We start from the raw sequence: 18,869 nt of genomic DNA on the forward strand, positions 1-18,869 counted from the left end.
CCATTTGAGAACATCGTCTGCTTAACCACAGTGGTTGGTTATGGCATTTTTATGTGTCGTTTTTGCTATTTGCCGTGAGTTTCGAGCTAATTACAGTGCTCTTTTTGTAAACTATCAGGTAACTGACTGACGTTCCATTGTTGGCAGCCCCACAATAAAATCTCATCCATTGAAGCCTCAGAAAGGGCCGTCGGGATATCAAAACCTAAGAATCGCATCGCGTTGAGTAACGTTGGTTTTGGGTTGTCTAGATCTATCGCGGTGGCATGGTTCTGTTTTGACAGTTTATTCCCCAAGCCATCGGTTGCCAATGGTAAGTGCAAGTAGCTCACTGTTTTTTGCTTGAGCGTCTTATACAAACTGATTTGTCGACCTGTTGGTTCTATCAGGTCTGCGCCTCTTACGACTTCTGTTACTCCTTGGTCGATGTCATCAAGAACAACGGCCAAGTTATAGGCAAACAATCCATCTCTGCGTTTAATAATAAAATCTTCTACAGCTAGTGCTTTAGGGATTTGAATGGTGCCGTGGCGAACATCATCAAAGGACTCTACTGGAAAGTCCATGCACAAGCGCACCGCCTGTTCACCTGAATCGATTAGGCCTACATCTCGACAGTGACCATTGTAAAAGCCGCCCAAAGCCTTTATCTGCTTGCGGGTGCATTGGCAGTAGTAGGCTTGATTGTCAGCAACCCATTGATCGATTTGAGCTTGATACAAGCCATGACGCTGACTTTGATAAACGACTTCACCATCCCAGAATAGATGGTAAGCCTCAAGCGTCTTAAGAATGAGGTCTGCAGCGCCGGCCATTTCTCTTGGTGGGTCGAGGTCTTCCATACGAACTAACCATTTTCCTTGGTTAGATTTCGCTTGAAAGTAGCTACCAAGAGCAGCAACAAGTGAGCCAAAATGAAGAGGACCTGACGGTGATGGTGCAAAGCGCCCGATATAATTCATGAGTGAACAACCTAATCTAAATGGTACCGCAGTAGCCGATTCTTAAGACGTTTGACAAGAGCTTTAATGCCTAGAACTAAGGCTTAAAGCTGCTATTTACTATCAAGCGTGTGAAATACTTCGCTTGGATAACAAACAAAAAAGGGAGCCAAGGCTCCCTTTCTTTACATCTGCAAGAATTAACCTTGCATCTGTTTTTCTTTGATCTCTGCAAGTGTTTTACAGTCAATACAAAGATCAGCAGTTGGACGAGCTTCAAGGCGACGAATGCCAATCTCGATACCGCAAGAATCACAGAAGCCGAAATCGTCTTCTTCGATCTTGTCTAATGTCTTCTCAATTTTTTTGATAAGACGACGCTCACGGTCACGGTTACGTAACTCTAAGCTGAATTCTTCTTCTTGAGAAGCACGGTCAACTGGGTCTGGGAAATTCGCTGCTTCGTCCTGCATGTGGTGCACAGTACGATCAACTTCTTCCCTGAGCTGGTTGCGCCAAGCTGCTAAAATTTTTGTAAAATGTTCCGTTTGCTCAAGTGACATGTACTCTTCACCTGGCTTCTCTTGGTACGGTTCAACACCTGCGATGGCTAGGATGCCTAGCGCTTTTTTCTTAGATTCTGGCATACAGCATCTCCTATTTACACCTAGTCAACTGCAAAGCAGCTAATTTTAAGGCGGGTATCTATAGCAGAAAGAACGAATGGTGGCAAATACTCTTATTCAAACTTGCAATCAATGTGATTAGTTCAGCATCTTTGCTTAGCTATTGATAAATTCAACAGCTTGTTTTAGTTGTATTTGAGTACTGCTGAGCTCTGCTTTATAGCAAAGCACTTCAACTCCAGCGTCTTGTGCTTGTTTTAGTAATAACGAATATTTGGCGTCTATATGGTGTGCCGCAGACACTTTTTCAATACCTGAATGTAAAACAGTGAATAAAAGTACGGCTCTATTTCCAGATTCGACCATTTCTGTGAGTTCACGCAGATGTTTTTGGCCTCTGGTTGTGACCGCATCAGGGAAAAAACCTTGCCCTTTAGTTGACGTTTCTTGCTCGTCGAGCAAAGTGACGCTTTTCACTTCGATATAGCAAGGTGGCTTTTCGTTATCTTCAAGCAGAATATCAATGCGACTATTCTCACTGCCATATTTCACTTCGGTTCGTAACGCGTTATAACCTAAGAGTTCAACTATAGTCCCATTTTCAATTGCTTCCACTGCTAGCTGGTTTGCCCGCGCAGTATTTACACAAATACGATGACCTTTGTCTGTTTCTGAGATCTCCCAGCTGTTTGGGTACTTTCTCTTTGCATTATCGGAGGTTGAGTACCACACCGTATTGCCAGGAGTCGCACATCCTGTCATCGCTCCAGTGTTAGCGCAGTGAATAGTACGCTCGCTACCGTCAGGAAGTTGGATGTCAGTGAGGAAACGTTTATAGCGTTTAATAAGAGTCGCAGGCTCTAATGGCGGATTGAAGTGCATATTACTTATTTAGACAGGTAGGTTTTTATGTACAATGTTGCCAACATTACACCACAAGGTTCTCCCATTGCCACAACTGCCCATAGAAGCTGTGATGCCAGATCTGCTCGCTGGCGTAGAAACACACACTCAACTTATTCTAAAGGCCGCTCCCGGTGCGGGTAAGTCAACATTCTTCCCTTTACAGTTAGTTAAGACCAACGCCGTTCAAGGCAAAATCATCATGCTTGAACCGAGGCGTTTGGCTGCAAGGAATATTGCTACTTACTTAGCGAGCCAATTGGGAGAAAAGGTGGGAGAGAGCATTGGCTTTAGAGTTCGTGGTGAATCTAAAAGCAGCAGTGCGACTCGCTTAGAGATTGTTACTGAAGGGATCATGACAAGAATGATCCAAACCGACCCTGAATTAACTGGGGTTGATATGGTGATCTTTGATGAATTTCACGAGCGCAGTATTCACGCCGATACCGCATTGGCGTTTAGCTTAGAGATCCAAGAGGCGTTGCGTGACGATCTGAAAGTGGTAGTGATGTCGGCAACTTTAGATCAACAAGCTCTGCAAACTTTGCTGCCGAATGCCAAATACGTTGAATCACAAGGTCGCACCTTTCCGGTCGATTTCCGTTATCAGCCTCTTAACGCAAATGAATATCTAGCCCCTAAAATGGCTAACGTGATTCGCTCTCTGATGGAGAAAGAGTCAGGCTCACTTCTGGCCTTTTTGCCGGGCGTTTCTGCGATTAAGCAGGTGGAATCTCAACTAGAACAATTCGCCAATGATATCGATGTGTGTCCTCTGTATGGGCAACTCAGCTTTTCTCAACAGCAGAAAGCGATCGCGCCATCAGAGAAAGGGCGTCGAAAGGTGGTGTTAGCGACCAATATTGCTGAGACTTCTTTGACGATTGAAGGTATTCGATTGGTGGTTGATTCCGGGCTTGAACGTGTGGCGAAGTTCGATCTGAAAACCGGTATTACTAAGCTTGAGCAAGTGAAAATCTCGCAATCTTCAGCTGAACAACGAGCGGGCCGTGCGGGACGAATTGAAGAGGGCTTGTGCGTTCGTTTGTACAGCGAAACGCAGCTGATGCAGCAACCAGCTATACCAGAACCTGAAATTCTTCATTCTGATTTGTCTTCGCTGGTGTCTGAATTGACGCAATGGGACGCTGCGAGTGCTGATGAACTGCAATGGTTAGACGTTCCACCCAAAGCTTCTATCGGGCAAGCCAAGCAACTCTTACAGACTCTTGAATTGTTAGACGATAATGGTCAATTTACGGCATTAGGAAAACAGGTCCAACGTTTAGGTCTAGAGCCTCGTATTGCCAGCATGTTGGTTAAAGCGCAGCAAGGTAGTCCTGCTCTGTTGAATGTCGCGATTGTTGCTGCTGCTTTGCTGGAAGAGCCGGAGCGCAATGTGACGGATATTCAACACTCTTTGCATCGACTTAAGCAAAGAAAACATTCCAAAAATAGCGTTGTGATGCAGCGAGCGAAAAGTCTCGCGAGCAAACTCAATCATCACTTAGATTTGTCACAAGCTGACGAATCATTGCTACCATTAGTGCTTTGTTTTGCCTTCCCAGACCGGATTGCACAAGTGAGAAGCGCGACCAGCAGTGCTTTCCTTTTGGCGAATGGCCACGGTGCTGAGGTTCGTGATGATGATCCACTGGCGAACAATAACTATATCGTAGTGATTGATTTGATGCGCAGCACAGGGCGAGCCAGTCAGATTTTCTTAGCCACCGCGGTTGATATCGCACAGTTAGAAGCTGAATTTCCAAAACTGTTTGTGCGTTCCGATTACGCCGATTGGGATGAGAAACGTGGCCGTTTAGTTGCTGAGCAGCGTGTATCTCTGGGCAAGTTGATTATCAGCACCAAAGCTTTACCTGATCCCGATGCGAATCAGGCGAGCCAAGCGCTGCTCAATTATGTCGCTCGATGTGGGTTGGATCGCTTAAATTGGACAGCTTCGGCTAAGCAGTTGGTTGAGCGTGTACGCTGTGCAGAGCTTTGGATGCCTGAGCATGATTGGCCAGCGATGGACGATGCGAGTTTGATTGAACACCTTGATGAGTGGCTATCTCCCTATCTGAATGGCATTAAGTCGGCAAAAGGACTGTCTAGTGTTTCGATTGAGCAAGCATTGTCGGCTTATCTTGGTTGGCCTTTGAATCAAGAAATCGACCAATGGTTGCCAACGCTCTATCTGATGCCAACAGGCAGCAAGAAGGCCATTCGTTATCAATATCAATCTGAACCAGTGATCTCAGTGCGAATGCAGGAAGTCTTTGGCGAACAAGACTCGCCATTGATCGCGCAAGGGCGTAAAAAAGTAGTGCTTGAGCTCCTTTCTCCAGCACAGCGACCACTACAAATTACTCAAGATTTAGCTGGCTTTTGGGCTGGCGCGTACAAAGAAGTACAAAAAGAGATGAAGGGCCGTTACCCAAAACATCCTTGGCCGGATGACCCTGCTAACCATGTAGCAACCACTAAAACCAAACGACAGTTGAATCGATGATGACCAAAATGTTAACGCCAAAAAAGGCACCACCTAAAAAAGCGCCAGCAAAGAAGTCACCAGCGACCAAAGCCAAGCCAAGAAAACCAAGAGCGGCTGCGAAAAAGACCAAACCTAAGGCTAAGAAATCTGGCAAAAGAGGTTGGTTGAAGATCCTATGGGGTATTTCTTGGAAAGCGGGCTTAGCGCTTGCGGCATTGCTGTTGTTCGTCGGTATTTATCTTGATTCTGTGGTCAAACAGCGCTTTGAAGGTCAGCTGTTTGATTTGCCAACCGTGGTTTATGCGCGAGTGCTAGACCTGTCTCCGGGAACTCCGGTGAGTTTGGTTCAGGTTAAGAATGAGCTCGATGTACTTAATTACCGTAAGGTGAACGCGCCTCGTCACCCAGGCGAATACTCTTCTTCTTCGACCAAGATTGAAATGATTCGTCGTCCGTTCGAGTTTGTTGATGGACCGGAAGCGGAGCGTCATGTGATGCTGCACTTCAATGGTAACGAATTAACTCGCATTCAGTCGCTGGAGAAGAAAGGCGACATGGGCTACCTGCGTGTTGAACCGAAAATGCTTGGCATGCTTGAGAAAAGTAACGATGAGCAGCGCCTGTTCTTAAAACGCAATCAGTTCCCAGAAGTGATGGTTGATGCCTTACTGGCAACCGAAGACCGAAACTTCTATCAACACGATGGTGTGTCGCCACTGGCCATCGCTCGTGCAATGGTCGTTAACGTCAAAGCTGGGCGAACGGTACAAGGTGGTAGTACGCTGACACAACAGTTGGCAAAAAACCTGTTCCTGTCCAGTGAACGTACATTGTGGCGTAAGGTTCGTGAAGCCTACATTGCACTTATCTTAGACCATCGTTACAGCAAAGACCGTATCCTAGAGGCTTACTTAAATGAGGTTTATCTTGGACAGAATGGTGGGCAAGCGATTCATGGCTTCGGTTTAGCGTCTCGTTTGTATTTTGGTCAACCTATTCAAGAGCTGCGCATCGATCAGCTAGCACTGCTGGTGGGTATGGTGAAAGGACCGTCGTATTACAATCCGGTTCGCTATCCTGAGCGTGCTAAGACTCGACGCGATCTGGTTCTTCGCTTATTGATGCAACAAGACATCTTAACTCCGCGACAATACGAAGAGGCGGCGAGTCGTGATTTGGATATTCAAGACAACCCACGCATTGCTAGCCGTCAGCCCGCTTATTTCCAACAAGTAAACATTGAGCTTAAGAAGTATGCCGGCGATCGATTTGAGGCGAAAAAAGGGATTCGAGTCTTTACCTCTCTGGATCCGGTATCTCAAGACAAGTTAGAGAAGTCGATTGCTCGTAAGGTGCCTGATTTATCGAAAACCGCAGGTAATAAGCTGGAAGCAGCAGCTATTGCCGTGGATAGAAATACCGGTGAAATCCGGGCGATGGTCGGTGGTAAGCGTACTGGCTACGATGGCTTTAACCGTGCCTTGAACGCGAGTCGCCCAATTGGTTCTTTGGTCAAGCCTGCAATTTACTTAACCGCACTAGAGCAGCCTCAGAAGTACACGTTGGCGACAACATTGAAAGACACGCCACTGAGCTTGAAAGGCAGTAAAGGTAGCGTGTGGAGCCCGAGAAACTTCGATCGTAAGTTCCGTGGCGATGTGCCTTTGTATGTGGCGCTTTCTAAGTCTTACAACGTACCTACTGTTCGTTTAGGCATGCAATTAGGCATTGATAGTGTCTCGGATACGATTGGAAAACTGGGGGTCGATAAAAATGAGATTCGCCCAGTGCCGTCGATGTTTTTGGGTTCGTTCTCACTGACTCCGTTCCAAGTTGCGCAGATGTATCAAACCATTACCAATTCTGGGCGTATAGCACCTTTGTCTGCGCTTCGCTCAGTTGTTGATAACGATGGCGAGGTTCTGTATCAGTCGATCCCTCGTGTATCACAAAGCGTTGACCAGCAAGCCGCTTGGCTTACAACCTATGCAATGAAACGTGGCGTGTCGGAAGGCACGGGCCGTTTCCTACAAGGTCAGTTTGCATGGGCAGGGTTAGCTGGTAAAACTGGCACTAGTAATGACAGCCGAGACAGTTGGTTCGTGGGCGTAGATGGCCGTGAAGTGACGACCATCTGGCTAGGACGTGATGATAATAAGCCGACTAAGCTTACTGGTTCGAGTGGTGCGTTACGTGTTTATGCCGATTATCTCAAACAGAGAACACCCGAGCAGTTATTACTGCCTTGGCCGACAGGAATTGTCACCGCTAACTTTACTCGAACTTCTGAAGGGGCTTTAGAGTTTGATTGTGATGGTGCAGTTAAACTGCCACTTTGGGATGAGGGTGGAAACATTAAAAAGGGCTGTGAAAGTCAACCAAAACAGTGGCTAAAGAAGCTTTTTCAGTGGTAAAGTCGTAACAAGAAAGAATGACAAGGACAGTTAACATAATGATTTATCGTTGGTTAGTGAGTGGCTTAGGTGTTGTCGGTACTGTGATCAGTTTTCAGCTGTTTGCATCCACCGCGACACAGATTGATCAATCTCAGCAGGCTGAACAAGCTCATAAAAGGCCAACCGTTGCTGTCGTTCTTGCTGGTGGTGGGGCAAAAGGTGCAGCTCACATTGGTGTGCTTAAAGCTCTAGAAGAGATGCAAATCCCGGTTGATTACATTACCGGTACCAGTATGGGCTCATACGTTGGTGGTCTTTATGCGACAGGGATGAGCGCAGACGAGATCGAGAGCTTTATTTATACGGTTGATTGGAATCGCGGTTATCGTGATCGCGTTAACCGTAGTGATCGCCGCGTACGTGACAAAGAATATGAAGACCGCTACCAACTGAACACCGATCTCGGCTTAGGTTGGGGCGAAATCAAAGCAAGGAAAGGGGTGGTGCAAGGCCAGAATATGTTGCGTATTCTGCGTGAGACCACGGGTAATCTATCCTCATTCGATTCTTTCGACCATCTTGCTATCCCATACCGTTCAGTCGCAACTGACATTATCGAACTTGAAGAGGTGGTCATCGATCATGGCCACCTTGTTGATGCCATGATGGCGAGTATGTCAGTACCCGGCGCGCTTCCCCCTTATTCCTTAGATGGTCGAATGCTGGTTGATGGTGGTGTCACCAATAACATGCCAGTCGACGTTGCCAGAGCGATGGGCGCGGACATTGTCATTGCGGTGGATATCAGTACCAACTACAAAGGCAAAGATGATTTCACGAATTTTCTAGCCGCAGCTGACCAACTCTCTAATTATCTTGTTCAACGCAGCACCCAAGAGCAAGCTGAAACTTTAACAGACGATGATGTCTTCCTGCGCCCAGATGTTGGGGAAATGGAGACGACAGAATTTGATAAAATGCCATCGGCTTTCCTCGCGGGCTATGAAGCTGCTAAGCAGCATACTGATGAACTTTCTAAGCTATCGCTCTCAAATGCCGATTATCAGCATTATATCGAGGACAAACAAAAAGCGCGCAGACAGCTAAAACACGGCGATAAGACCGTCGTTGACCGAGTTGTTATCAATAACAATACCCACTATTCCGATAAGCTGATCGAAAACCGTTTAAACCTTGATTCAGGTGAGATTCTGAAGACCAGTGAAATTGAATCTAAAGTACAAGACCTCTATGCGCTAGATAGATTCGAGTTGGTGACTTATGAATTTGACACGGTAGATGGCGAGGAGCAACTGCTGGTCGATGTGAACGAAAAATCTTGGGGGCCAAACTACCTCAACTTTCGATTCTTTCTTGAAGATGATTTCTCTACTACAAGCCAATACTCGCTCGGTGTCTCAGCCAACTTTACTGATATTAATAAGCATGGTGCAGAGCTAAGAACCAATATCGAGATGGGAACGGACAAGCGAATTGAAGCGGAACTTTACTCGCCATTCTTTTCGAGTCAAAAGCTGTTTACTTCGGCATCGGTTGTTTACAGCAAAGAGAACAGAAACCTACCCGCAGATATTGATGATATTGAAGAACCGACACTGGACGTAACGAAAGATTATCTCCCTATGACGTATAGTGAATATGTCGGTGAATTGGCATTAGGCTATCAACCAACCTTGTGGCAGGAGCTGACATTTGGTGTTCGTTATACAGATGGGGATGTTGAGGTTTCTTCGTTACCTTCATTGGGCAGTGGTGGCTACAAGCGTATTGGTGGCTTCATGGGTTACCGACTGGATACTTTGGATAATTTCAGCTTACCGACCAAGGGTTACTTTGTCGATTTAGAGTACCTCGTTTCTCATGATGATTTTGATAATGACAGCTCTCTTGGTGAATCGGATTTAACGTCTGAGAGTGATACGGTTTATGAGTTTTCGGCCAATTTCATGGCAGCAAAGAGTATTGAGAAGCATACTTTAGTCGCAAAGCTGGATTACGGTATTGTAGAGAGCAAAAATTCGATTTTCCCTATTGATCCCAAAGAGCTTGGTGGCTTCTTAAACCTGTCAGGTATTCCAAGGAATAGTATGATTGGTCAGAACTTGGCTTACACCAGCCTTATTTATCGTTATAAGTGGTTTGAAAATGACTTCGGCCTTTTTAAATCACCATTCTACGTGGGCGCATCCATTGAGCATGGTGGTGTTTGGTCGAACAATGATTTGAGTATTGATGAAGCGCCAATGTACACCGCGGGTTCTGTTTTCGCGGGTGTTGATTCTCCAATCGGGCCGATCATTTTAGCTTATGGCCGAACCGAAGATAATTTCGATTCGGTGTATCTGATTGTAGGTACGTCCTACAAATAATCATGCGCAGAGTCGCCATTTAAGTGCGTAATTAGGCAAAAATAGTGGGACTTTCGTCTTAACTTGCTATGTTGGTCAAAATGATAAGATTTTAATTTAACGTTAAATTTGCTATTCTACCGCCCACAGTTTGGCCTCTATGACGCCGCTCATCAATACAAATTGAATGACAAAAATGGCAATGGAGAGCCAAGTTTCCAAGGATGTTCACTTCTTTATTTTACTAACAATTATGAAGGGAAGAAGTGAACCGCAATGAGAGGAAAAAAGTCGTGCTTGAAGCCTACCGTAAACACGTCGAAGAACGTGCTGCCGAAGGAGTTGTTCCAAAACCACTAGATGCTGAGCAGGTAGCTGGCCTAGTTGAACTTCTGAAGAATCCACCTCAAGGTGAAGAAGAAATCATTCTTGACCTACTAGAAAATCGCATTCCACCGGGTGTAGATGAAGCTGCTTACGTAAAAGCTGGCTTCCTTACGGCTATCACTAAAGGTGAAGTAGCTTCGCCACTAGTAAGCAAAGCAAAAGCTGCAGAACTGCTTGGTACCATGCAAGGCGGTTACAACATCGAATCTCTAGTATCTCTACTAGACGATGCTGAGCTTGCTCCAATCGCTGTTAAAGCGCTATCTCATACTCTACTGATGTTCGATGCGTTCTATGACGTAGAAGAGAAAGCGAAAGCTGGCAATGCTGCTGCACAACAAGTACTTCAATCTTGGGCTGATGCTGAATGGTTTACAGCGAAAGATAAAGTAGCAGAAAAAATCACAGTAAAAGTATTTAAAGTCACTGGTGAAACGAACACCGATGACCTATCTCCAGCGCCTGATGCATGGTCACGTCCTGACATCCCAGTACACGCGAAAGCGATGCTGAAGATGGAACGTGATGGCATTACTCCTGATGAACAGGGTAGCGTTGGTCCAATCAAACAAATTGAAGAAATGCAAAAAGATGGCATTCCACTGGCTTACGTTGGTGATGTTGTTGGTACAGGTTCTTCACGTAAATCGGCAACAAACTCAGTACTTTGGTTCATGGGTGAAGATATCCCATTCGTACCAAACAAGCGTACTGGCGGTGTTTGTCTTGGTGGTAAAATTGCACCAATCTTCTACAACACAATGGAAGATTCAGGCGCACTACCCATTGAACTGAACGTACAAGACATGAACATGGGCGATATCATTGATATCTACCCGTACGAAGGTGTTGTTCACAAGAACGGTTCTGTGATTTCAAACTTTGAGCTAAGCAAAGTACTTCTTGATGAAGTGCGTGCTGGTGGCCGTATTCCACTGATCATCGGTCGTGGTCTAACGGGTCGTGCTCGTGACGCTCTAGGTCTAGCTGAAACGGATCTGTTTGCTAAACCAATCGATCCATCTGCATCTGATAAAGGCTACACGCTAGCTCAGAAGATGGTTGGTAAAGCATGTGGCGTTGAAGGTGTTCGTGCTGGTCAGTACTGTGAACCTAAAATGACGACAGTCGGTTCTCAAGATACGACCGGTCCTATGACTCGTGATGAGCTTAAAGATCTGGCGTGTCTTGGTTTCTCTGCAGACCTTGTAATGCAGTCTTTCTGTCACACATCGGCATACCCTAAACCAGTCGATGTAAACACTCACCATACGCTACCTGATTTCATCATGAATCGTGCGGGTGTTTCACTTCGTCCGGGTGATGGCGTTATCCACTCATGGCTAAACCGTATGCTTCTTCCTGATACTGTAGGTACAGGTGGTGACTCGCATACTCGTTTCCCTCTAGGTATTTCATTCCCTGCGGGTTCTGGCTTGGTAGCATTTGCTGCAGCAACAGGCGTTATGCCTCTTGATATGCCTGAATCTATCTTGGTTCGCTTTAAAGGTGAAATGCAACCGGGTATCACGCTACGTGACCTAGTACATGCCATTCCTCTTTACGGCATCAAGCAAGGCCTACTAACGGTAGAGAAAGCCGGTAAGATCAACGAATTCTCTGGTCGTGTACTAGAAATTGAAGGTGTTGAGCACTTATCTGTTGAGCAAGCATTTGAGCTTTCTGATGCATCTGCTGAGCGTTCTGCTGCAGGTTGTACCGTTAAGCTTTCTGAAGAGTCTATCTCTGAGTACTTGAACTCGAACATCGTGATGCTGAAGTGGATGATCGCTGAAGGTTACGGTGATGTTCGTACGATTGAGCGTCGTATTACAGCAATGGAAGAGTGGCTAGAGAACCCTGAGTTGCTATCTGCTGATTCAGATGCGGAATACGCGCACGTTATCGAGATTGATCTTGCTGACATCGATCAACCAATCCTATGTGCACCAAACGATCCAGATGATGCTCGTCTTCTTTCGGACGTTCAAGGTACTGAGATTCAAGAAGTGTTCATCGGTTCTTGTATGACGAACATCGGTCACTTCCGTGCTGCAGGTAAGATGCTAGAAGAGTTTAACGGCTCGCTAAATACTCGCCTATGGGTGGCTCCGCCAACGAAGATGGATAAAGACCAACTGACAGAAGAAGGCTACTACGGCATCTTCGGTCGTGCTGGGGTACGTATCGAAACTCCTGGCTGTTCACTATGTATGGGTAACCAAGCTCGTGTTGCTGATGCTTCGACGGTTATGTCGACGTCAACGCGTAATTTCCCGAACCGCTTAGGCAATGGCGCGAACGTTTATCTGGCTTCTGCTGAGCTTTCTGCTGTTGGCGCGATTCTAGGTCGCATCCCAACGAAAGAAGAGTACTTAGAGTACGCTGAGAAGATTAATGCAACCGCTGCTGATACATACCGTTACCTGAACTTCCATAAAATGGGTCAGTACACGGAAAAAGCAGACACGGTTATCTTCCAAGAGCCTGCGTAACGTCTGATTTTGTTGTAAATATAATTAAGGCCGCTGTGAATAGCGGCCTTAATTGCTTTTAGCATACAGCGAAAATTGCTTTTAGCTTACAGAGAGCTCGATTAGTTCTTAATCGTATACATTGCTGCAACATTGCGAGCAGTAAGTTCAATATTTTCAGCCGCTTCAGCCAAAGCTGTCGGCAAGTCTACTGAACGGTTCACTACCGCAAATACCGCGTCGATACCATGCTCATGAACCACACCACAATCACTGGCTAGACAGCCGGCAATACCGATGACAGGCAGTTTATGTTTTTTGGCTGTGCGAGCGACACCAATCGGTGTTTTGCCATGAATGGTTTGGCTATCAATGCGCCCCTCTCCTGTAATCACAAGATCAGCATCTGAGACTATTTCATCTAAATTGACGGCGTCCATTACGATGTTAATACCAGGGCGAAGCTCCGCATTTAACAGGCCAACAAGTGCCGCGCCTAGACCGCCTGCCGCGCCAGCACCAGGGAGATCAATGACATCGACGCCTAACTGGTTTTTCATGATACTGGCATAATGAGCAAGGTTAGCATCTAACAGCTCAACCATTTCTGGTGTTGCGCCTTTTTGCGGACCGAATACCTGTGATGCCCCTTTTGGTCCGCATAATGGATTATCGACATCACAAGCGACCTCTAAGCGTACGTTTTGTAGGCGTGGGTCGAGGTTGGTGAGATCAATGGTTGTCAGTTTTGACAGTTCACCACCACCAAACACCAGCTCGTGACCCTCTGCATCTAGCATACGAATGCCTAGCGCTTGAGCCATTCCTAAGCCACCATCATTGGTCGCACTACCACCAATGCCAATAATAATATGCTCAACACCTTTATCTAATACGGCTTTGATCAACTCACCCGTACCATAGGTAGTGGTTTTTAGTGGATTACGTTGTTCTGGAGAGACTAAATCTAGGCCGGAAGCGGCCGCCATTTCAATAATGGCAGTTTTACCGTCACCGAACATACCGTAGAAGCCTTCGACAATTTCACCTAATGGACCAATCACTGGATGTTGGATGATAGAGCCATTGGTCGCATCCACCAGAGATTGTACTGTGCCTTCACCACCATCAGCCATTGGTAATTTTACGTATTCGGCTTTTGGTATTAGCTGTTTAAAGCCATCTTCAATCGCTTGAGCAACGCCCATTGCTGATAGGCTTTCTTTATATGAGTCAGGAGCAATTACAATTTTCATTTTGATACCTTTAAACTTAAACAAACAGACCAAATACACCGAAGATCATTACTGAGACGAAGGCGATAACAAGACCGACCGCTGACTCATAAGGGATGAGTTTTAGACGTTCATGAATACTCATATGTACCGCACCACCCGTGGCATGGAAGAAGCTACCATGTGGCATATGGTCAAGTACTGTCGCACCAGAGTGGATCATTGCTGCGCCTGCGAGAGCTGGAACACCTAGCTCAAGAATGGTGCTGGCAAATACATTCGATGCCACTACTGTTCCGGCAGTTGTCGATGCGGTTGATAGTGCCATCAGTGCGCCAGAAAACGGAGCAAGTAAGTAAGAAGGCAGCCCAGACATCGTCAGCACTTCAATCAGATCAGCTTTTAGTCCTGAGTTAGCAATGATGCCTGCAATGGTTCCTGTGCCCAGTAGCATTACAGCAACCGGTGCCATACGTGACAAGCCTGAAACCGCAAAGCTATTGGCTTGTTTGAAGCGACCCATAGCCAGTGCACCCAGCAATCCACCCAAGGGTAATGCAATTAGAGGATCAACATTGATATCAGCGAGTGGTCGCAGCGCGAGTAGGGCAATAGCCACTAACGGTGCAACGATTGAAGAAGAAAAGCTTGGCAGTGAACTTTGATCCGCTTTGACCACTTCACTTTCCGCTACTTTTGAACCTTTATTGACGAGGCGCTTTGCCAAGAAGTAGGCGAAAAGCAGCCCAAATAGACCCGGAATCACGCCTGCAGCCATCACAGAGGTTAACGGAACATTGAGCGCATCAGCCGCCGCAATGGCATTTGGGTTAGGCGACATGACATTACCTGCTTTACCGCCGCCCACCATCGCCAAAAGGATCGCGGTTTTAGAAAGGTCTGCGCGGCGAGCAATAGCCAGTGCAATAGGAGAAACCGTGATAACGGCCACATCAACGAAAACGCCAACAGCGGTTAAAATCATGGTCGCAATGGCAAGAGCAAGTAAGGCGCGAGTTTCGCCTACTTTTTTGATGATGGATTCTGCAATCGAGGTAGCCGCCCCTGATTCAATTAGTACGCCGGCCAACACACCAGCGGCGAGAATTCGCATCACTGAAGTGACGATCCCTTGGGCACCACCTATCATTAACTCAACGGTTTCGGTGAGAGAAACGCCGCCAACCACGCCGCCAACCAAAGCACCGATGATCATGCCGTAGGTGGGTGGCACTTTTTTAAGAATGAGCGCGATAGCAACAATCAATGCTGAAAGTGCGCCAAGAGTTGAAACTTCAATCATGTTCTATTTCCCAGATAACGATGTGTCATTTTCGGCAAATATAAAGATATAGGGCTGGTAAGTCTTTGTCATTCTCTACAAATAAGTGCTCAAATCGGTCCTTTTAAATTGTGCAGTTGCACATTTTTTAGCTCGACCAGTGGAATAGATTTATTGCAATGTAGAGTTGAAATAGATCGTCTATATTGTTGATATTTAATGATGTTATTTGGTTTATCTTGTCTGTTCGATAGCGTAGCGTATTGCGATGGATATGTAGTTCGTTACAGGTGAGAGCTGAATCACAGTTCTGCTTTAAATATGTCTTCAAAGTTTTGATCAGTATCCCTTTACTGTCCTGTTGTTGAAGATGTAGGTAAGACTGCTCCAGTTACTCACGAATCCATGGATCTTGTAACAGGCTACTCATAATGGCCGGCGGTCGATAGTCTTGATAGAAAAACATGTCTCCGGGGCGGTTACCGACACTGCGCATAGTGAGCTCAGCGGTATCATATGAGCGTGCTAAACCAGAAAGTCCGGTAAAGTAATCCCCAAGCGCAATCTTGATTTGAAACTTAGCTTCTTTCTTTATTCTTTTGAGTAGCAATTTCACGCGCTTGGCTTCTGCATCCTTGGACCAGCTGTTCCCTATCAGGGTTATAGGCTTGAGTACCACCACTTCGTTTTGTGAAACAGACAAGATACCGACTAAATTATCGCGCTCGGGATATTCAAGTAAATGTACTAATTGCTGTAAGTTTTCCAATGAAGGCGCAGTGTCTCCTATCGGTAACACTTTGACGATGGCGGCAATCCGCGGTTGTGCAAGGTCGAGATCCAGACGCTGTGCGATGGATTGCAGTTGCATGTCATTAAGCGTGCTACCTCGGATTAATTGCAATACCAATTCTTCACGATGCCTCTTATTCCATTCTACTTGAGACATAAGTACAGCTTGTTCAACAATAAGCTCAGCGGTCATCTTCACCAGCTCACCAAAATGATGAACTTGCTGCAGTGTCCCAGAAACCCCAATCGCCCCAATGACATTATCCTGAAATAGAATCGGTAAATTAACTCCAGGCTTAACCCCTTTTAGGTGTTCGGCAGTGGCTTCGTCAATATTAACGACTCGTGATTCGGTGATGGCAAGTACCGCTCCTTCATGTTTTTGGTATAAGCGAGTAGGATCACTGGATCCAATAATGCGACCTTTATTATCCATCACATTAATCGAGTGTGGGATGATCTTCATGGTTCGTTCGACAATTTGTTTGGCAATCATTTTGTTCAACTGCATAGAGCCCTCCTCTTCATTGACTGTGTAGGTTGGATCGTAACGATAAATTCGTCAATACGCTCGTTTCTGACAAGACAATGGTATACTCAGAAATAGTATCGCTTGAGTATTAATGCAGTATAGGTTGAGTTATGGAGTTTGAATTTACTAGAAACACTCTAATGGGTGAATACTATGTGAAATGCAGCATGGGCCATGAGATTGTTGGCCGTTGGCTTCAAGAAGAGATCGGTAAAGATAAGCAAAAATTAGATCATGTGATGGCGTTGATTGAGCAATCTCGACAGGACTTGAGCAATGAAGTGACGTTGCTTGGCAAAGAGATTAGCCTTGCGATTAATGAAGACGAAGTAACGATTCAAGAAAACGTGTTAGCGCATGAGCAAGAGATGGAAGAGGGCAGTGAGTTCGACTTCTATAACTGTGAAAGCCAAGCAAGCTGTGGAATCGACGATTTCGAACTGCTCATCGAACGCTGGATGGATTTTTTAGGTTACTAGTCCTAAGACCTATTTGTTAGTCATTCAGAGCTTTGAAGGCTCCGTTGCCCAAAACTGGAGCAATAAGAGCATCGCGCATTAAGATAGTGAAAAGGCTGCACCATGTTGGTGCGGCCTTTTTCGTTATTACGACCTTATTATCTTCATCTTATTTAAAATCAAGCACTTAACTTTTTGGCACGCTACTTGGATTGTAATAAGAGAATTAACGGATTAAGTAAGAATTTAAGGAACGAATATGAAATTAATAAATGCCATTGTTAAGCCATTCAAATTAGACGATGTACGCGAAGCGCTCTCTGATGTGGGTATTGAAGGTATGACTGTTTCTGAAGTGAAAGGTTTTGGTCGTCAGAAGGGACACACTGAATTGTATCGTGGTGCAGAGTACCAAGTGGATTTCCTACCAAAGGTGAAGCTAGAGATTGCTACCCAAGCTGAGAATGTTGACCGAGTTGTTGAAGCGATTAGCCAAGCGGCACACACCGGAAAAATCGGCGACGGCAAAATTTTTGTGTATGACCTAAGCCAAGCCGTACGAATTCGTACTGGTGAAATGGATGCTGAAGCACTTTAAAGAATTACAAGGACTGGAGACTTTAATATGGAACTTACAACAACAGTAACGGAACTACGTTACGCACTAGACACTTTTTTCTTCCTCATTTCAGGTGCGTTGGTAATGTGGATGGCAGCAGGCTTCGCGATGTTAGAAGCTGGCCTAGTTCGTTCAAAGAACACCACAGAAATTTTAACTAAGAACATCTGTTTGTACGCAATTGCTTGTACAGCTTTCTTAGTGGTTGGTTACAACATCATGTATGTCGACAACGGTGAAGGCGGTTGGTTGCCATCATTTGGTACTCTAATTGGTACACAAGGTGAAGGCGCAGATCACTCTCTAGAATCAGACTTCTTCTTCCAGGTAGTATTCGTTGCAACAGCAATGTCTGTAGTATCTGGTGCGGTTGCTGAGCGTATGAAGCTTTGGTCATTCCTAATCTTCTCTGTAGTACTAACAGCGTTCATTTACCCTGTTGAAGGTTATTGGACTTGGGGCGGTGGTTTCCTATCAGAAGCGGGTTTCAGTGACTTCGCAGGTTCAGGTATCGTACACATGGCTGGTGCAGCAGCAGCGTTAGCTGGTGTTCTACTACTCGGTGCTCGTAAAGGTAAATACGGTAAGAACGGTGAAATCTACCCGATTCCTGGTTCAAACATGCCACTTGCAACGCTAGGTACATTTATCCTTTGGTTCGGTTGGTTCGGTTTCAACGGCGGTTCTCAACTGATGGTTTCGGATTTTGAGAACGCAACAGCAGTAGGTCAAATCTTCCTTAACACCAACGCAGCAGCAGCAGCAGGCGCAATTGCAGCACTACTAGTATGTAAAACAACTTGGGGTAAAGCAGACCTAACAATGATTCTTAACGGCGCGTTAGCTGGCCTAGTAGCAATCACTGCAGACCCTCTATCACCATCACCTCTATTTGCTGTAGCGATTGGTTCGGTATCTGGTGCATTGGTTGTATTCAGCATCATCTCTCTAGACAAAGCTAAGATTGATGATCCAGTAGGTGCTATCTCTGTACACGGTGTATGTGGTTTCTTCGGTCTAATGGCTGTGCCACTAAGCAACGCTGATGCAACGTTTGGTGCTCAGCTAATGGGTGCAGCAGTCATCTTTGCATGGGTATTCGGTGCTAGCCTAGCAGTATGGGCGGTGCTTAAAGCAACAATCGGTATCCGAGTAACGGAAGATGAAGAACTTGAAGGTATGGACATGCACGATTGTGGTGTCGGCGCTTACCCTGAGTTTGTATCAGTAAAATAATCAACAGTCGTCGCCTAATCTGAATGGGTTAGGTTGGACAAAGAAAGCCCCGCAACTCTTGTTGCGGGGCTTTGTTGGTGCGCCGAGCATGGCGTTGATCTAGGAGGTGAAAGTCCTCTACGGGC

At 45.8% G+C, this 18,869-nt stretch carries 12 protein-coding genes and 1 pseudogene; 7 read left to right on the forward strand and 6 right to left on the reverse strand.

Translation table 11 applies throughout. From position 1 onward, the window contains the following. Positions 1–86 precede the first annotated feature (86 nt). The 3 genes from gluQRS to sfsA all read right to left on the reverse strand — a co-directional run bounded on the left by gluQRS (position 87) and on the right by sfsA (position 2,449). Positions 87–962 (reverse strand): tRNA glutamyl-Q(34) synthetase GluQRS, encoded by an 876-nt coding sequence (gluQRS, locus tag AB6D58_RS16635; protein WP_372157810.1) that lies wholly within the window; start codon positions 960–962, stop codon positions 87–89. A 179-nt stretch (positions 963–1,141) separates the two neighbouring features. Continuing rightward, positions 1,142–1,588 (reverse strand): RNA polymerase-binding protein DksA, encoded by a 447-nt coding sequence (gene dksA, locus AB6D58_RS16640; RefSeq protein ID WP_017059430.1) that lies wholly within the window; start codon positions 1,586–1,588, stop codon positions 1,142–1,144. A 135-nt stretch (positions 1,589–1,723) separates the two neighbouring features. Continuing rightward, the gene (gene sfsA / locus AB6D58_RS16645; protein ID WP_017066814.1) at positions 1,724–2,449 is read right to left on the reverse strand and encodes a DNA/RNA nuclease SfsA; all 726 of its coding nucleotides are present in this window, start codon (positions 2,447–2,449) and stop codon (positions 1,724–1,726) included. Between the two features lie 34 nt (positions 2,450–2,483). Between sfsA and hrpB the strand changes: the two genes are divergently transcribed. The 4 genes from hrpB (at position 2,484) to acnB (ending at position 12,611) form a co-directional block, all read left to right on the forward strand. After that, entirely contained in the window at positions 2,484–4,982 is a 2,499-nt protein-coding gene (hrpB, locus tag AB6D58_RS16650) for an ATP-dependent helicase HrpB (RefSeq protein ID WP_372157813.1), read from the forward strand. Then, positions 4,979–7,378, forward strand: a complete 2,400-nt coding sequence (mrcB, locus tag AB6D58_RS16655; protein ID WP_372157816.1) for a penicillin-binding protein 1B — start codon at positions 4,979–4,981, stop codon at positions 7,376–7,378. Before hrpB ends, mrcB begins: the two co-directional genes overlap by 4 nt. 38 nt (positions 7,379–7,416) lie before the next feature. After that, positions 7,417–9,750 (forward strand): patatin-like phospholipase family protein, encoded by a 2,334-nt coding sequence (locus AB6D58_RS16660; RefSeq protein WP_372157818.1) that lies wholly within the window; start codon positions 7,417–7,419, stop codon positions 9,748–9,750. Between the two features lie 272 nt (positions 9,751–10,022). Next, the gene (acnB, locus tag AB6D58_RS16665; protein ID WP_017072021.1) at positions 10,023–12,611 is read left to right on the forward strand and encodes a bifunctional aconitate hydratase 2/2-methylisocitrate dehydratase; all 2,589 of its coding nucleotides are present in this window, start codon (positions 10,023–10,025) and stop codon (positions 12,609–12,611) included. A gap of 101 nt (positions 12,612–12,712) precedes the next feature. On the opposite strand, the gene AB6D58_RS16670 is transcribed toward acnB, so the two are convergent. The 3 genes and pseudogenes from AB6D58_RS16670 to AB6D58_RS16680 form a co-directional block, all read right to left on the reverse strand. Beyond that, on the reverse strand, positions 12,713–13,846 hold the full coding sequence (locus tag AB6D58_RS16670) for a glycerate kinase (protein WP_372157821.1): 1,134 nt from the start codon (positions 13,844–13,846) through the stop codon (positions 12,713–12,715). A 16-nt stretch (positions 13,847–13,862) separates the two neighbouring features. Further along, positions 13,863–15,128 (reverse strand): GntP family permease, encoded by a 1,266-nt coding sequence (locus tag AB6D58_RS16675; RefSeq protein WP_372157823.1) that lies wholly within the window; start codon positions 15,126–15,128, stop codon positions 13,863–13,865. A gap of 127 nt (positions 15,129–15,255) precedes the next feature. Further along, a pseudogene (locus AB6D58_RS16680) lies at positions 15,256–16,410 on the reverse strand (sugar diacid recognition domain-containing protein). Positions 16,411–16,541: 131 nt separating this feature from the next. Here AB6D58_RS16680 and AB6D58_RS16685 point away from each other — a divergent pair. The 3 genes from AB6D58_RS16685 (at position 16,542) to AB6D58_RS16695 (ending at position 18,744) form a co-directional block, all read left to right on the forward strand. Then, positions 16,542–16,910 (forward strand): YacL family protein, encoded by a 369-nt coding sequence (locus tag AB6D58_RS16685; RefSeq protein ID WP_019824378.1) that lies wholly within the window; start codon positions 16,542–16,544, stop codon positions 16,908–16,910. A 238-nt stretch (positions 16,911–17,148) separates the two neighbouring features. Continuing rightward, on the forward strand, positions 17,149–17,487 hold the full coding sequence (gene glnK, locus AB6D58_RS16690; RefSeq protein WP_004738200.1) for a P-II family nitrogen regulator: 339 nt from the start codon (positions 17,149–17,151) through the stop codon (positions 17,485–17,487). A 27-nt stretch (positions 17,488–17,514) separates the two neighbouring features. Continuing rightward, positions 17,515–18,744 (forward strand): ammonium transporter, encoded by a 1,230-nt coding sequence (locus AB6D58_RS16695; RefSeq protein WP_372157825.1) that lies wholly within the window; start codon positions 17,515–17,517, stop codon positions 18,742–18,744. The last annotated feature ends 125 nt before the right edge of the window (positions 18,745–18,869 follow it).

Source organism: Vibrio sp. 10N.239.312.D08 (assembly GCF_041466145.1).
Taxonomy (GTDB): domain Bacteria; phylum Pseudomonadota; class Gammaproteobacteria; order Enterobacterales; family Vibrionaceae; genus Vibrio; species Vibrio crassostreae_C.

Bases quoted from the DNA above. Each gene is read 5' to 3' on its own strand.
- glnK (WP_004738200.1), top strand. From the start codon at position 17,149: ATGAAATTAATAAATGCCATTGTTAAGCCATTCAAATTAGACGATGTA.
- AB6D58_RS16675 (WP_372157823.1), bottom strand. From the start codon at position 15,128: ATGATTGAAGTTTCAACTCTTGGCGCACTTTCAGCATTGATTGTTGCT.
- dksA (WP_017059430.1), bottom strand. From the start codon at position 1,588: ATGCCAGAATCTAAGAAAAAAGCGCTAGGCATCCTAGCCATCGCAGGT.
- AB6D58_RS16670 (WP_372157821.1), bottom strand. From the start codon at position 13,846: ATGAAAATTGTAATTGCTCCTGACTCATATAAAGAAAGCCTATCAGCA.
- AB6D58_RS16685 (WP_019824378.1), top strand. From the start codon at position 16,542: ATGGAGTTTGAATTTACTAGAAACACTCTAATGGGTGAATACTATGTG.
- hrpB (WP_372157813.1), top strand. From the start codon at position 2,484: ATGTTGCCAACATTACACCACAAGGTTCTCCCATTGCCACAACTGCCC.
- AB6D58_RS16660 (WP_372157818.1), top strand. From the start codon at position 7,417: ATGATTTATCGTTGGTTAGTGAGTGGCTTAGGTGTTGTCGGTACTGTG.
- sfsA (WP_017066814.1), bottom strand. From the start codon at position 2,449: ATGCACTTCAATCCGCCATTAGAGCCTGCGACTCTTATTAAACGCTAT.
- AB6D58_RS16695 (WP_372157825.1), top strand. From the start codon at position 17,515: ATGGAACTTACAACAACAGTAACGGAACTACGTTACGCACTAGACACT.
- mrcB (WP_372157816.1), top strand. From the start codon at position 4,979: ATGATGACCAAAATGTTAACGCCAAAAAAGGCACCACCTAAAAAAGCG.
- gluQRS (WP_372157810.1), bottom strand. From the start codon at position 962: ATGAATTATATCGGGCGCTTTGCACCATCACCGTCAGGTCCTCTTCAT.